This is a genomic window from Nostoc sp. (genome assembly GCF_036918245.1).
GTDB lineage: Bacteria > Cyanobacteriota > Cyanobacteriia > Cyanobacteriales > Nostocaceae > Nostoc.
Genome location: NZ_JBALEF010000044.1, coordinates 15,549 through 30,350, shown reverse-complemented (window position 1 = coordinate 30,350; position 14,802 = coordinate 15,549). Strand labels below are relative to the sequence as shown.

Annotated in this window: 14 protein-coding genes and 1 tRNA gene; 5 read left to right on the top strand and 10 right to left on the bottom strand. The window is 41.9% G+C overall.

The features are described 5' to 3' along the window. The first annotated feature begins 1 nt into the window (after position 1). Positions 2 to 589, top strand: a complete 588-nt coding sequence (locus tag V7L12_RS11795; RefSeq protein ID WP_335084462.1) for an SRPBCC family protein — start codon at positions 2 to 4, stop codon at positions 587 to 589. A gap of 94 nt (positions 590 to 683) precedes the next feature. Here the strand turns inward: V7L12_RS11795 and V7L12_RS11790 are convergent. Beyond that, positions 684 to 756 (bottom strand) — tRNA-Glu (locus V7L12_RS11790). 333 nt (positions 757 to 1,089) lie between these two features. Here V7L12_RS11790 and V7L12_RS11785 point away from each other — a divergent pair. Continuing rightward, on the top strand, positions 1,090 to 3,009 hold the full coding sequence (locus tag V7L12_RS11785; RefSeq protein ID WP_335084461.1) for a cation:proton antiporter: 1,920 nt from the start codon (positions 1,090 to 1,092) through the stop codon (positions 3,007 to 3,009). A 222-nt stretch (positions 3,010 to 3,231) separates the two neighbouring features. Here V7L12_RS11785 and V7L12_RS11780 read toward each other — a convergent pair whose 3' ends face one another. Beyond that, positions 3,232 to 3,864, bottom strand: a complete 633-nt coding sequence (locus V7L12_RS11780; RefSeq protein ID WP_335084460.1) for a cytochrome b N-terminal domain-containing protein — start codon at positions 3,862 to 3,864, stop codon at positions 3,232 to 3,234. Between the two features lie 100 nt (positions 3,865 to 3,964). Further along, positions 3,965 to 4,660 carry an esterase/lipase family protein gene (locus tag V7L12_RS11775; protein ID WP_335084459.1) on the bottom strand — a complete coding sequence of 232 codons (696 nt, stop codon included), beginning with the start codon at positions 4,658 to 4,660 and terminating at the stop codon, positions 3,965 to 3,967. Positions 4,661 to 5,279: 619 nt separating this feature from the next. On the opposite strand from V7L12_RS11775, the gene V7L12_RS11770 reads away from it, so the two are divergent. Beyond that, positions 5,280 to 6,794 (top strand): hypothetical protein, encoded by a 1,515-nt coding sequence (locus V7L12_RS11770; protein ID WP_335084458.1) that lies wholly within the window; start codon positions 5,280 to 5,282, stop codon positions 6,792 to 6,794. Positions 6,795 to 7,270: 476 nt separating this feature from the next. Here V7L12_RS11770 and petJ read toward each other — a convergent pair whose 3' ends face one another. From petJ to V7L12_RS11740, 6 genes are all read right to left on the bottom strand, one after another. Continuing rightward, positions 7,271 to 7,615, bottom strand: coding sequence for a cytochrome c6 PetJ (gene petJ / locus V7L12_RS11765; protein WP_334981142.1), 345 nt, complete (start codon positions 7,613 to 7,615; stop codon positions 7,271 to 7,273). A gap of 243 nt (positions 7,616 to 7,858) precedes the next feature. Continuing rightward, complete coding sequence (gene petE / locus V7L12_RS11760) at positions 7,859 to 8,278, bottom strand: plastocyanin (protein WP_292785238.1); 420 nt, start codon at positions 8,276 to 8,278, stop codon at positions 7,859 to 7,861. 264 nt (positions 8,279 to 8,542) lie between these two features. Then, positions 8,543 to 9,034 carry a photosystem II cytochrome c-550 gene (psbV, locus tag V7L12_RS11755; protein ID WP_334821808.1) on the bottom strand — a complete coding sequence of 164 codons (492 nt, stop codon included), beginning with the start codon at positions 9,032 to 9,034 and terminating at the stop codon, positions 8,543 to 8,545. A gap of 142 nt (positions 9,035 to 9,176) precedes the next feature. Next, on the bottom strand, positions 9,177 to 9,383 hold the full coding sequence (locus tag V7L12_RS11750; RefSeq protein WP_335084457.1) for a hypothetical protein: 207 nt from the start codon (positions 9,381 to 9,383) through the stop codon (positions 9,177 to 9,179). A 210-nt stretch (positions 9,384 to 9,593) separates the two neighbouring features. Further along, the gene (locus V7L12_RS11745) at positions 9,594 to 10,430 is read right to left on the bottom strand and encodes a carbohydrate ABC transporter permease (protein WP_335084456.1); all 837 of its coding nucleotides are present in this window, start codon (positions 10,428 to 10,430) and stop codon (positions 9,594 to 9,596) included. Then, the gene (locus V7L12_RS11740; RefSeq protein ID WP_335084455.1) at positions 10,427 to 11,335 is read right to left on the bottom strand and encodes a carbohydrate ABC transporter permease; all 909 of its coding nucleotides are present in this window, start codon (positions 11,333 to 11,335) and stop codon (positions 10,427 to 10,429) included. Before V7L12_RS11740 ends, V7L12_RS11745 begins: the two co-directional genes overlap by 4 nt. Before the next feature lie 521 nt (positions 11,336 to 11,856). Between V7L12_RS11740 and V7L12_RS11735 the strand changes: the two genes are divergently transcribed. Beyond that, positions 11,857 to 12,330 carry a hypothetical protein gene (locus tag V7L12_RS11735; RefSeq protein WP_335084454.1) on the top strand — a complete coding sequence of 158 codons (474 nt, stop codon included), beginning with the start codon at positions 11,857 to 11,859 and terminating at the stop codon, positions 12,328 to 12,330. Positions 12,331 to 12,491: 161 nt separating this feature from the next. Here V7L12_RS11735 and V7L12_RS11730 read toward each other — a convergent pair whose 3' ends face one another. Continuing rightward, on the bottom strand, positions 12,492 to 13,298 hold the full coding sequence (locus V7L12_RS11730) for a proline iminopeptidase-family hydrolase (protein WP_335084453.1): 807 nt from the start codon (positions 13,296 to 13,298) through the stop codon (positions 12,492 to 12,494). A 120-nt stretch (positions 13,299 to 13,418) separates the two neighbouring features. On the opposite strand from V7L12_RS11730, the gene V7L12_RS11725 reads away from it, so the two are divergent. After that, positions 13,419 to 14,795 carry a hypothetical protein gene (locus V7L12_RS11725; RefSeq protein ID WP_335084452.1) on the top strand — a complete coding sequence of 459 codons (1,377 nt, stop codon included), beginning with the start codon at positions 13,419 to 13,421 and terminating at the stop codon, positions 14,793 to 14,795. Positions 14,796 to 14,802 lie beyond the last annotated feature (7 nt).

Genomic DNA, 14,802 nt, shown 5'->3' with positions numbered 1-14,802 from the left:
AGTGACTAAAAAACAGAACACAACAGAGAACCCTGATTTGCAGTCTTTTGCTGATGACACCAACCTAGAAAGGGATTTGCCTGCTAAGGTAGAAGTTCAAATTGAGAAAATAGCAGAGCGACAGCGGCAAATCAGTGCTAAAGTCCAAATTCCCCACCCAGTGGAGCAAATCTGGAAGGTTCTGACAAATTACGAAGCCTTACCTGACTTCATCCCCAACCTCGCCAAGAGTTGTCTAATCGAGCATCCCAATGGTGGAATTCGACTGGAGCAAGTAGGCTCCCAACGCTTACTGAATTTCAACTTTTGTGCGCGGGTAGTTCTAGATTTGGAAGAATGCTTCCCTAAAGCAATTAATTTCTGCATGGTAGAGGGGGATTTTAAAGGCTTTTCTGGTAGTTGGTGCTTAGAGCCTTATTCTTTCGGTGAGTATCTAGGAACAAATCTGTCCTACACAATTCAAGTTTGGCCTAAACTCACTATGCCAGTAGGAATTATTGAAAATCGCCTGAGCAAAGATTTGCGGTTAAATCTTTTGGCTATTCACCAACGTGTAGAAGAACTAGCCAGCAAAGAACCGTATGCATAACAACAATTAAACCATCATTCAGGTGCATTCCCGGATGATGGCTTTTATTGCTAGATTTCAAACAAAAAAGCTTTTGCTTTTTATTGTTTTTAAGTACCCCCAGGGGAATTCGAATCCCCGTTACCTCCGTGAAAGGGAGGTGTCCTAGGCCTCTAGACGATGGGGGCATCGGACTCAGACCTTTTATAAGTTAACCAATTTCCTTACCGTTGTCAACAGGTTTTGCCAAAAAAAGTTTCTGGCAGCTAAACTGGATGGAAACAAAAGCTTGAAGAGGATACAAAGATATGGAGACAGATAAAAAAGTCCTTAGATGCTTCTGTGGTGAGCCGCAGGGGGCGTCAGCATTGGGCGCTGGGAATTATCGGGGTATACACATACATATATCTAAAAAACGCTGAAGACAGTAAGGAACAAAGGGTATGATGTTGTACTTTGTAGAGTTAATATCTACGGTTTTTTATAAGAGATTTTGAAATAAATCGCTCAAAATCTACAACATGGAAGCATCTTTTGAAATCACCATACAGATGGCGATCGCTGTCTTTGCAGGCATTAGCGCCCAAGTGCTGGCTGCATACCTTCGTGTACCCAGCATCGTCTTGTTATTGCTGTTGGGCATTTTGTTTGGCTCCGATGGCATAGGGCTATTGCATCCCCACGTGCTAGGCACTGGACTGGAAGTTATAGTCGCCTTAGCAACGGCAATCATTTTGTTTGAAGGCGGACTTAACTTGGATCTGCGTGAGTTAGGTAGAGTTTCAGTCAGCCTACAATTGCTGGTCACTCAAGGAACGTTAATCACCCTGCTTGGCGGGAGTATGGCTGCTCACTGGCTGGGTGAATTTCCCTGGAACATAGCTTTTCTCTATGCTTCCATAGTCGTGGTGACAGGCCCAACCGTCGTTGGGCCATTGCTCAAACAAATCAATGTAGATCGACAAGTGGCAACACTTTTGGAGGGAGAAGGGGTTTTAATTGACCCTGTAGGGGCTATCCTCGCCTTCGTTGTCCTTGATACGATTTTGAACGGCGATGCTGGCCCGATCAATGCGATCGTCGGTTTACTTATACGCTTGGGTGTTGGAGCAGCAATTGGTGGTGCTGGCGGTTATCTGATGAGTTTGATTTTTAAACGCGCCAGTTTTCTGTCATTTGAGCTAAAAAACTTAGTGGTGTTGGCGATACTTTGGAGCTTGTTTACCTTATCGCAGATGATCCGCAGTGAATCGGGAGTAATGACAACAGTAGTTGCAGGAGCAGTCTTTGCTAACTCCTCAGTCCCGGAAGAACGTCTTTTACGCAGCTTTAAGGGACAGCTAACAATTCTCAGTGTCTCGGTGCTATTTATCTTATTAGCTGCTGACCTATCCATTGCGAGTGTATTTGCTTTGGGTTGGGGTAGTTTATTCACCGTTTTGGTACTAATGTTTGTCGTTCGCCCGATTAATATCCTCTTGTGTACCTGGAACAGTGACCTAAACTGGCGACAGAAACTATTTTTAAGCTGGGTTGCTCCGAGAGGAATTGTTGCTGCCTCTGTAGCTTCTTTTTTTGCGATTTCGTTGACACAGCGCGGCATTAACGGCGGTGATTCGATCAAAGCTTTAGTTTTCCTGACAATTATCATGACTGTTGTTTGCCAAGGGCTAACAGCTGGCTGGGTTGCTAAATGGCTGCAAATCACCTCCAAGGATGTAACTGGGGCAGTGATTGTGGGTTGTAATCCCTTGAGTCTTTTGATTGCTCGTTTCTTTCAAGAACGGGGAGAAAACGTGGTGATGATTGATACTGACCCCGAATGTCTTGTGCAAGCCGAGGCGCAAAATCTCCGGGTTATTGCCAGCAGTGCGCTGGATGCTGCCGTTTTGGAAGAGGCAGGACTTGCCTCTATGGGTACTTTTTTGGCTATGACAAGTAATGGGGAGGTGAATTTTGTTTTGGCTCAACGAGCAGCTGAGGAGTTTAAACCCCCGCGCGTCTTAGCTGTTTTTCCCCGCGATCCGCAAGCGACTACCTCGGCTAGTAATAAAGTTAATCAAGCTTTTATTCCAGACTTAGCGATTAAAACTTGGAATGAATATTTGAATGATGGGCGAGTGAAGTTGGGGACAACTACGCTAGATGACTTGGAGTTTTCGACTCAATGCGATCGCATCCAAGAAAAGATTCGGACTGGGGTGTTGATACCGCTATTGGTAGAACGAGCAGAACGCTTACAGGTAGTGCCAGCTAACCAAGATTGGGAAATTGGCGATCGGATTATTTATCTGCTGCATGACCCCAGACCTAGCCTTTTAAAACGCTTATCTGGTGCCACCCAATCCACTCCCCTCTCTCTAGAAAAGTTACCAGAGGTTGAAGACCTATCCTTCGCCCAATTATCTCAACTTTCTACTAGTGAGGCTTCTGGGGGATGAGGGGGATGGGGCAGAGGGGGCAGGGGAGAAGATGTTGTAATTTCCCAGCAATAGAGGGTTCCAGAACAAATAAATTTATTTATGCTTAATGTTAAATATTTATTTCGAGATGCATAGCCACAAGAAATAATCCGTCCAAAATCAAGCCCCTAAATTTATTTATGGGGTTTTCCCCACTGCACCCTGCAAGAACTGCCCCTTTTCCTGTTTTTTGACTCTTTATTAGCCTTGGGAAGGAATAAATTCGCTTTCTAGTTTTGGCGCTTCTTGATACATTTGCCATTCCTGCCAGAGTAAAGCAGACAAATGTACTATGGCGAGAATTAGCGTCGCTACCGAAATCAGATAACTGTGTATTGTGTAAAGGTGTTCGACGGTAATTGTGTTAATGGCTCCACCACCAGTCAGGATTTCGCGCAGTTGCCCACCAATGAAAGGAATGGCTTCAATGGTTCCTAGCTCAATGCTAAAACGCCAGTACCCTTCCTGAGTCCAATCTAAAATCATCGCTGTCCAATCCAGCCCAATCGCACTTAGGGTTAACAAAATCACACTAATCCAAGCAGCCAGCCAACTCTTGCGAAATTGCCGACCTAAAAACATCACCACAATTTGAATGAGAGCGATCGCAATTACCGCATTACCAGCAATATCATGCGCTCTCCAAAACAACCAGCCGTATGGCAGTTGTGTATTAATCATCTTCAATGAGTTATAAGCTCCGCCTGCTGTTGGTTCATAGTAAAAAGACAGCAAAACTCCGGTAGAGATATAAATTAAACACAGAGTCAAAATCACGACTGATAATATCGTTGCTATTCGTCGCAAAATCTTATCGAACTGGGTGCTTTGCATGGCTCACCCCTCCTGTTCTTAACTAAATATTTATTCTTATTACGATTTTAGCTAATAAATATTAATAAATATTACATTTATTAGATAAAAATAAAGTTTTTTAAATCAAATATTGCACCCAAGCTTTTAAGGGTTCTGGTGAGCCATACCAAATTCCAGGACTTCTGGGAGAATGCTTGACACCTTCAATTACTAGATTTTCCGCTCCCTCCAAATGAGCAGCTTCAATGGGTGTAATGCCATCTCCCCAAGTGTTACCCTTACCACAAGTTAATTGGTAACTACTGTAAGCTAACCAACTACCAGGCCGCCTTTTCCCAAAGATAGTTTTGCCAGCCACACAAACGTAACGAACGTTTTTGTAAAAAGCTCCTGGGTAGTTATTGGTGACAAAATCTAGATTGGAGCGTGTCCAGCGTTCTTGGCTAATATGGGGTGTACCCAAGGTGATGAAAGTAGCAACCAAGGGATGCCCTTCCCAGAGAAATGGTTTGACATTACCGCGTGCTAAATAGGGCTTTTCTCCCATGTAAATGCGGGATATCCAACCTCCGGCTGAGTGACCAATTAAGTTAATTTGAGTAGCATTATGTTGATGTAATATATGCTTGATCGTGCGATCGAGTTGTTGCAGAATCAGTGTTACGGGTCTTACTCCCAAAGTGGGGAGCCAGTCACGCCGCCGCAGTGGAACTGTAACTGTGGGAAAATCTAAGTTTTGTAGGGATTGTTCTAGTTGGCGATAAGCGATCGCACTTTCTAGATATCCAGGCAAAATAACTGTCGGTAACGGCATTTTAAATTTTGGATGCAAGATTGAGGGTTTGAACTTTTTTGACGAAGAAGTAGTCATATTCAGGAATTAGAATTGCGATCGTCTGACTCACTCCTTTGAGAAAAAACCAATAGCTTTGGTGGGATTTAGGGGTAGGATGTCAATAAAATTGTACAATTTACAACAGTTTGAGGAGCTACTGATGTGGTAGTATTTTCAAATAAGGGTCAATCCTAGATAAGCACGTGTGTCATCTGTTACAAAAGTGTAGTTGACTGAAAAACAGTAGAAAAAACAAGGCAACTTTGGCAGATGTTTTGATGTATTCAAACTTGTGCGTTTACTTAAACTTTATAAAACTCCCAGATATTAATTTTAATTGTGTGCGTCATAACAAGAGAAAATCAAAAGTAGTAATTTTTCAAATATCTCTTTAGCAAGCTCGAATTTTGAAGATATGATACAGCGTCATTAGATTAATTAAAAACTTAAATAAATAAATGGCAATTTTGGCGTTTTGATTGCCAACTGAGGAAGTTATTATTTCCTTATGAGGAACAGCATCTCTTACAAGATATTGCAATGTCGGAAAGAGAAAATCGCTAGTAAACTGCAACTGAGTGAGTGAACGATAACAGCTATGTCTTACGTCTCCCTGCTGAAAAATATACCAGAAATTTTAAGCCAGCCAATTGGGATAGCAGCTATAGCCTCCCTTGGTATCCACGGTGCGATCGCGATGATCGTACCATTGATGCCGATGGAGTCTAACAAGCCCAAAGAAACAGCATCATCCAAAACAGTCGGACTTTTGGAATTGAGCCAAGCAGACCAAAGCCGTTTGCCGCAAAGCACACCCCAAATTGGTTTACAACAATTACCTCCAGTTGCCCCTCTTGCTGCTCCGAACTTTAGCGCCCAAACTGGATTAACCCCATTAGCGCCATCACCATCCGGTCAGCTGGTATTACCTCCGCTACCGGCATCATCAAATAACTATCGAGTCTCTTCCTTGCCTACAAGGCAGTCTTTGCGGATGATTCCTAGTGATAATCTGCGGTTTGACGCGTCTAAATTTGATAGTTCTAAATTTAATACCAGCGCCAGATTCTCTCGAGCAGTTCCTCGGGTGAATGTGAATGAGAGCGTCGCCAAATACGAGCCACCTAAGCCGCTAGCTGTAAATAGGTTGCCAGAATTGCAGTCGCAGCAAATACCTGCTGATCTTCTGCGGAATGCCCAGCCTTCAATCTTATCTGACAGTACACCCGTTGAAACAGCACAGGGAAATACGACTTCTGTGCCAATTCAGGCAATGACGCAACCAATTCCGAATGCGTCGTCTGCCATTGCTCAAAACCCGCTGATAAATTCTCTAAAACAAGCTCCAACGAATGGGGGTACTTTAATTGGAACTAGGGGAAGCACGCTACAAACACCCGATTTATCGACTAAGGGAACTCAACAGGCAATTGCACAGCTAGACTCCTACGCCAACCTGAGAAAGGAAGTCCAGCAACAATACCCCAACGCTGAACAAAAACCAGTCATCCGCCAAACATTATCCACGAATAAGTCAAATCTTGAAGGTGCTGTTTTGGGTGTATTGGTTGTAGATCCTGATGGTAAGGTCTTAGATATAAAATTTCAAGACAAGTTAATTTCCCCGGAATTGCAATTAAAAGCAAGGCAATACTTCAACAAGCAATCCCCTAAGGGAGATAAACAGATTAGTTCCTATCCATTCAATTTACGTTTCCAAAACAGTACGAGCAATCTTACTGGAATTAATCAAGAGCAAAAGCCCTCGTCATTATCTGCACCGGGAATCAATAACAATCAGATTACCCCCTCACCAGCAACTACTTTTAAACCATTACCTAATTTACAAATCAGAAATAACCCACCGACGTCCTCACCAGCAACTACTTTTAAACCATTAACTGCACCAGCAGCTACTCCCAAACCATTATCTGAACTGCAAATTAAAAATAAGCAGCCTACGCCTTCATCGGCAGCGACTACTTCTGAACCGTTATTGTTGCCGAAAATCAATCAGGGCCAGTCTACATCCGCTGCCGAATCGGATAAAAAATTAGTAGAACGGTTGCGCGAAGTCAAGGAAAACAGACAAAAGTCTAATCCAGAAAAATAATCACCCGCTGATTATTTTGGATTCAGGTAGGGGTAATTTATCTAGACGCATTCGCAGCGTCTGATAAAGAAGCGGCTACTCTACAAGTTTTCAACTGGAGTACCCGCAGGTTATTGTCCTTACCTGAAAATCATTCTTTTCGACTATTGTTTGCATAAGTCCTGTTTAAAATACAATCCGCTTGGGTTAAGGGTTATTGGTGTAGATAATTGGTTTTTCAAGACGCGATAAATTGCGTCTCTACATCATGGTTTTGGGTTTAAAATATTCTTTTTAGTAGTTGACGAATTAGCGATCGCTACTTCGTCATCCATAATATTTAACTTAGAAGTTCGTTAAAAGGTTCTAAGAAGGAAATGCACTGAGGGATTTCCAATAAATAAATTCTCCTATTTTGTGGGGTGAGCGTCTAGCTCGCCAGTAACTAAAGATAGGTAAAACCGCCCACCCCACAAAAACTAGACGGTATAGCTACTTTACCAGCCTTGTTCTGCATTTTGAAAAACGTAATCAGCTACCTCTAAAATCTCCTCAGAACTTAACTTGCTTTTAAAAGCAGGCATGGCATTTTTACCATTTTGCACTTGGTGGATAATCGCCTGGATTGAGTCTTGATTGTAATTTTCTAGGTACTTTGACAATGCTTCCTTTTTCAAGGTTTTCTGGCTGATAAGGATGTTACCGCCACCTATATGGCAAGAAGCGCAGTTAGCCTCGAAAATTTTAGCACCGTTGGATGTTTCGGCAGCTAGTGCTGGACTAATGAATGTAAATTTGAATAGGGCGATCGCCGACAGTAGAATTAATAAAAGTATTCTCAACAAAATTTCCTCGCAACAAGCCTCCAGCAAGAGTATAAACGCGATTAATCCCTAATTAAGTCAAATTTGATCAAAATTGGCGGTAACGAGTTCACTCCTTTATCGCTACAAATTGTTTAGCGTCTTAGGTAAGGATAGGACTAGTTACCGCCATTTGTGTATTTTGTGCGTCACTCTAGGAGTGTGGCGTGTTGCTATGAGCTAATTTCACTGAGTAATCTCTTGTGTGAAACGATAGTGTTTCTAGCCTTGGACAGTAATTGTACCAACCATGCCAGCACCACGGTGAGGTTCACAGTAGAAGGTGTAGTCACCAGCAGGTGCGTCTGCTGCAAAGGTGGTTGTTTCCTTTTGACCAGGACTCATGAGCAACTTCTTGTGAGACAGAGATTTAGCTAAATCGGCGCTCTTAGTGGGGTTTTTGGCAGCATCAAACACAACATTATGGGGAGGAACTTTATTGTTTACCCATTCAATAGTGTCACCTGGTTTAATTGTCAACTTTTTAGGTTCAAATGCCAGCATTCCTTTATCGCTACCCAATTTCACCTTGTAGGTTTCAGCTGAAGCACTGGGAGTAAAAACAGCAAAGCTGCTAACAACTAAAAGGATTGTCAACACAGCTAAACTAAGGCGTCGCCAGCTTGCCGAAATTAATTTCATAGCTCTCTCCTAACAAACAATTTTTTTCCCTTTCTCATTTTAAATAAAATCAACGCCAAAGTATGACAATCTGTCATATATCTATTTTTTTTTTAAGAATGGAGAGTAATTTATTGCAAAAAGCCGTCCAATCAGCAGTAAATGGGGAATAGGAAATATGGAATGGGGAATGGGGAATGGGGAATGGGGAATGGGGACTAAATTCTTCCCAATGCCCTATTTCCAATGCCCAATGCCCTATTCCCAATGACTCAGTTCCGGGATTTAGTAATAGATTTTTCCGCCTCCCCACTTAGTACCAACGATTTTGGGTTGTAAGAGAATATGACCGGCAATCGCCTCCAAGTCATCATCCGTCAGATTTCGCACTGCTGTGAAAATATCTGCGCTTTTGAGACTGGGGTGTATTTCGGAAATCTCTTCTTCCCCGTCGTAAGTAGTGGGATTTTTCAGGTAATCTACTAAACCTTCAATGTTGTTACGGTTAGGTGTTGCTAGGGCCAAGTCCTCTGGAGTGAGTCCCACATTTTGGTTTGTCTTGGTAACTCCACCAGCATGACATTGGGCGCAAGCGTAATTAAATAAGCGTTTGCCTTCTTTGACTTGTTTAAGGCTGAGTACAACGGTATCATCCTGAGCATTTAATGGCACTGTTCGGGTAGCTTCGTCTAGTTCCACTGCTGTCGCGCTACCGACAATCAACTGAAACGAGAGTAAAACAGTAGCCACAACAACGCCAATTAGTCTTATAAACATGTTTCCCCTTAAAAATTTTGACGCTCAACACAGCTAAGAACGCGATTCTCAATCTCCAAGCTGCTAATTGCTAATGACTCATTGTTTTTTATCATTAGCTATCAGTTATTAGCTAAAGTTCTGAGATAACCCTTCAGGGGACTTAGTGATCACCCACCAAGTCGTTAGTACCTTCGGGGCGTATTTCAGAGGATATTTGGGAAATAATTGCCTTTGCATCTTCTAACGCCAAACGGGTCTTTTGGTGTTTGTAGGCGATTCCCAGTTGGTTGCACAGAGAAAACACTTGTTCTACAGGAATGCTGTAGTCGGCTGCTATCTCTGCGATCGATAGGTCTGCAAAACCCATAATGCTTGTTTACTGATAGATAGAGATTGAGTCGCTGTAATACCAATATCACGTTAGGAGTGCAATTTGTTGCCCAAAATACTGTTTAGGGAATGGGGCATGGGGCATAGGGCATGGGGAATGGGTTCTGGGGTCTAAGGAATCGAGCATGGGGAACAGAGAGAGCAAAGGAGAATAATTAACGCCCAATGCCCAATGCCCCAATACCTATTAACCTTTTCCCCCGGTAAAGGTGACGCTTTGAATAAAGTAACGATTAAAAAAGGCATAAATGCCTAAAGCTGGCAGGGTAAAGACCATAGAAGCCGCCATAATGTAATTCCAATAGCTGATGTATTGACCTTTGAAGGTATTCAGCCCCAAAGGAAGGGTAAACATTTCTGGGTCAAATAGGATAACTATAGGCAGTAAAAAATTATTCCAACTCCCCATGAACACAAAAACTGCCTGTGCTGCTAGTGCTGGTTTTGCCAAAGGTAAGACAATATGTCGAAAAATTCCAAAGGTATTTAAGCCATCTAGTTGCGCTGCTTCTTGTAGTTCTTTAGGAAAATTAACGAGAAATTGCCGCATCATGAAGATAAAAGTGGCATTAACCATGCTAGGTACAATCATACCTTGATAAGAATTCAGCCAGCCGATCGCTTTCAAAATCAAAAATGTGGGAATCAGGGTGATTTGCGTCGGTACTGCTAGTACTGCCAAAATTAGGAAGAACCAAAAGTGCTTGCCCACAAAGCGCAGTCTTGCCAAGGCATAACCAGCCATTGAATTTAACAACAAGTTTAAAAGCGTAACGCTGACGGCGATCGCTACACTGTTGAACAACCAGCGCCAAAATAGCGGTTCTTGGAGAAAGATTTGCCTGTAGTTATCGAGAGTAAAATTCTTGGGGAGAAAGTTGGGTTCACCACTGACAATCTCTGTTAGTGGCTTAAATGATGCTGAAAGTGCCCAGAGAAAGGGAATTAGGGTAATGATGGCATAAAGTGTCAGCAAGATGTACAACAGGGCTTTGAGCCAGGATAAGCCAGAGGTGTTAGTCAAATTCGTTCGCCTCCGAAAAGTCGCCGCTGAATCAAAGTGATGGCAATGATCACTGCTGTTAACAAAAATGCGATCGCAGCTGCATATCCCATTTGTAAATTCCGAAATACAGCTTGATAAATCAACAGCACCACAGTTAAGGTAGCGTTGTTTGGCCCGCCAGTACCGCCAGAGAAGATGTAAGACTGGTCAAAAAGTTGAAAAGTGCCAATTACCCCCACTGTCGCCACAAAGAAGGTTACAGGCTTAAGCAAGGGAAGAGTAATGTGGATAAATTGCTGCCATCCATTTGCGCCATCAAGTTCCGCGGCCTCGTAAAGTGTTTGGGGTATATCTTGCAACGCCGCCAGATAAATCACCATAAAAAACGGCGCGGTTGACCAAATGTTCATGATCATAATTCCTTTGAGCGCAACTGCTGGATCGCCCAACCAGTTATAAGTAGGTAGCCCCACAAAGGCGAGAAAATCGTTTAGTAGCCCATCAGTGTTATAAATCCACATAAAGATAAGTGTCAGCACTGCTGAAGAAGTGACTGTCGGCAAAAAATAGAGGATGCGCCACCAGTTTTTACCGTGAATCGTAGAATTCAGAGTTACTGCCAGAATTAAAGCCAGGATAGTTTGAGTTGGCACAACAATAGCTACATATTCGGCTGTGTTTCTCAAAGCAATCCAAACTCTTTCATCTTCAGCTAATCGCGTGAAATTCCGAAACCCGATGAACTCGTACTCAATACCGCCAAGAAGTTGAACTTTTTGCAAGGAAAGAAAAACGGCGTAGAGAATAGGTAAGACTACAAAAGTTCCCAAAACTAGAATGGTGGGCATCATGAACATATACCCAGCCAAGTCTTCGGTGATGTTCCATCTGGAGTTACTCCGCCGCCTGTTGATTTCAAACACTACTGAACCTCCGCTTAATCCTGCACTAACCCGACTGTAGCGATGGGTCGTGCATGATTATTTATCGTACTCCTGTCACAAAAGCATTCAATCCTCATTTTGTAAGGAAAAGATTATTCTGCTTAGGGAAAAGGTTAGAAAATTGTTGAAAAAATTGCTTAACTTAGCTCTTGTTATCTTTTTGGGCTATGCACCGGAGTGGAATTTTTATCTTTAGAGGAGGTTTCTCTATATCATCTGATAAAAAAATGCCAATTTTATCAAAGGATTATTCATTGTAACTGCTTCTTAGGTATTGTAAACTCCCTATGAAAATAGGTACTTTTTAAAAATGGAGATTTTAAATGATGCTTCATTCACTCAGAATGTGGATTGTTCCACTAGTTTTGACCTCAGTTAGTCTTTGCTAAAATGTAAGCAGAGCAACAGCAAAGACCATTTATCCATTTATTGGTAATTATCGGACAACAGTCAATATTACGCCTATTTCAGGCAACGTTTCGCAGGTATTTGAGGTTGGTTTGAGTGATGATGCTCCCTATGATTTAGGATTATACAAAGGTTTGACATACTCCGTGATTGATGACAAGGGAAATCTCACTTTTAACAATAATCCAGAAGTATTTGGTGTCCAAGGTTTCCCATTAGGCTACATCGTGTTTGGCGACGGTGATAACAAGTTATTTGGAACTAGTGATGCCAGTGCTTCAGTTAATTTTGATAATCTGACAGCGAAAGGTTCTGGCATCGTGAATATTACTGGTGGTAAGGGCATATTCAAAAATGGTATAAGCACACTATTGTTCTCCGAAGAGGACATTGTTAATTTAGGATCAACTACTACCTTGAATGGTCTGGCTCTAGTCAGCGGCTCTATCGAAGTTCCCCAAGAAGTTCCAGAACCAACAACCATCATGGGGGCAGTAGTAGCGTTTGGTGGATTAGGCGTTGGTTCGTTTACAAAGCGAAAGAGAACTGCTAGACAACAACATTAGTGGCAAACATTAAAGTATTCATAAACGCTTTAATTCTTATTATGGATGCTTGAATGTTTACAATATCGGAACTTCGTGCTCAGAACTCGGAACTTCGAGAATTCGAGAATAAATGAAGACTTAGGTTCAAGGAATATGAGACTCAACTTACAATCTCACCTTTACAGGGCTGTTTCGACACGATTCAAAAATTCGCTCAAGACTTGCAAGAATCGTTCCGTCTCTTCGAGATGAGGCATATGTGAACTGTTTTCAAACAGTACCCACTCAGAGCCAGAAATACCCTGGTGAACTGTTTCAACACAAGTAGGCGTAACCTCATCGTAACGACCTGATAGCAGCAGTGTAGGTACGATAATTTCACCGAGGCGGTCTTCAATATTCCAGTCGATGATTTTGCCTGTACCCCGAAACTCTGTACCAACTTTACTGTAGGCTCTAGTTAAGCTGCTGGGCCAAGGGTCTAGTCGGCAAAGAAAAGAATGATTGAATACTTCCATTGCCTGTTTGTATTCGGGGTCTTGAGTAGTACTATCGGCTTCGTGTTTACGAATGACCTCTTGTACTTCGATTGGTAGCTCATTCATCAGGCTATAAGCTTCAGTGACAAATTGTCGAATGCTAGAAGGCGTGTTACCTAGAACGAGACTGACTAACCCAGTCGGTTGAGAAAGAGCATGTTCCAAGGCTAAACAACCGCCCCATGATTGCCCAAAAAGATGAATTTGGTCTAAATTTAAGGCACTGCGGACGGCGAAGAGTTCTTCTTTGAATAAATCTATGGAATATAAGTTGGGGTCTGTGGGGCGATCGCTATTACCACACCCTAATTGATCGTAAAAAATCACCCTGCGTCCGGTTGTGGCGATCGCTTCCAAAGGTTCTAAGTAGTCGTGGGGGACTCCTGGTCCTCCGTGAAGACACAGCAGCGGTAGCTTTTTAGAATCGTTCTTGGTCTGGTTTGACAACGCGATACCATACCTGATGACCATGAAACGAGATAAAGCCTTCGAGGGCAGAAGTATTAGACATGGCACAAAAATTATTTGACATTATAATAGTCGACTATACGTAGACAAAAATAGCAAATGGGGATCATCCACCCAAGAATAATTGATTACCACGGTATTTCAGCAACCCAAGCACAGCTAGATTTTGCCATAGCATTTCTAGATGAAGATATTCCCCTTTACGTTGACCCTTTTCTTTTATGGAAGTCTCCCTCACAACAAGACCAATCACTTCATACCTCTATAATTAATTCCTTTAATAACCTAAACTTTCTTGTTCAGAAAGGCAAAATAGATCAGGCTCGTGACATCCTCATTTTTGCATCTGAATGCCAAGAGATTGGACTTGGACTGTCAAAAAACCGAAAAGGTATAAAAATTAGCCGTAATAAAGCAGATGAAATTATCTCTCTATTTCAGAAAATTCCTGAATATGGAAAATACGGATTTGTTCACTTTGAAGAAATCCAGTTTTATGTAGATGGAATTGCGAAAGATCGGATCAGTGATATTTGTTGTAACTTTATTAAATCATTTTTGATAGATTTTACAATGCAACAATGCGAACAACTAGGAATACCAATTGAGAAAGCTCTTGTTCCTGGAATTTATGATTACCGTAAAAACTCATTTGTCGTAGATCAGGAAATTACATTACCTGTGAATCCTAAAACTAAAGAGCCTTTAATATTTGTTCCTAAAAGATGGCTAAAATTTTCTCCTTGGATCAACTTTGAAGACTACTTTAAGGATTACTGTCCTCGTGATGAAATCTTTAATCCTGGTGAACCAGAAGAACGTGTTAAGGTTCTAAACTTCAATAGAGAGAATTATGGCATTGTTCAGGAATATATCAAGGTAAAAGAGCGAACTCAGGACGACTGTAAAAACGATCCGCTCTTTAAACAGATTCCCGTCTTGTCCGCTAAACGGAAATTAGGTGAAATACAAAAGCTACCAACAGGAAAGACGAATGAAGCAGACATTAAATACGAAAATTATATCTGTCAACTTCTTGCATCGCTTTTGTATCCAGACCTTGAGTTTGCAGCAGAACAAAGTCGTACAGAATCTGGAAGACTTATTCGAGACCTCATTTTTTACAATAATAGGTCAATTGGTTTTCTTCAAGAGATTCATCAAGACTATGGCAATAGACAGCTTGTTTTTGAGTTAAAGAACGTCAAGTCAATCGAGCGTGAACACATTAACCAACTTAATAGATATCTTGATTCTGGTCTTGGTAAGTTTGGTGTTATCGTGACAAGAAACCCTCTCTCAAAAGCAATGTTCAGCAATACTATTGATTTATGGTCTGGACAAAGGCGATGTATCATTACGCTTACAGATGAGGATATCTCGTTAATGGTTAATGTTTTTGAGAGTAAACAGCGCTCACCAATTGATGTTCTCAAAAAAAAGTATGTGGAATTTCGTCGAGCTTGTCCTTCATGAAAGCAAG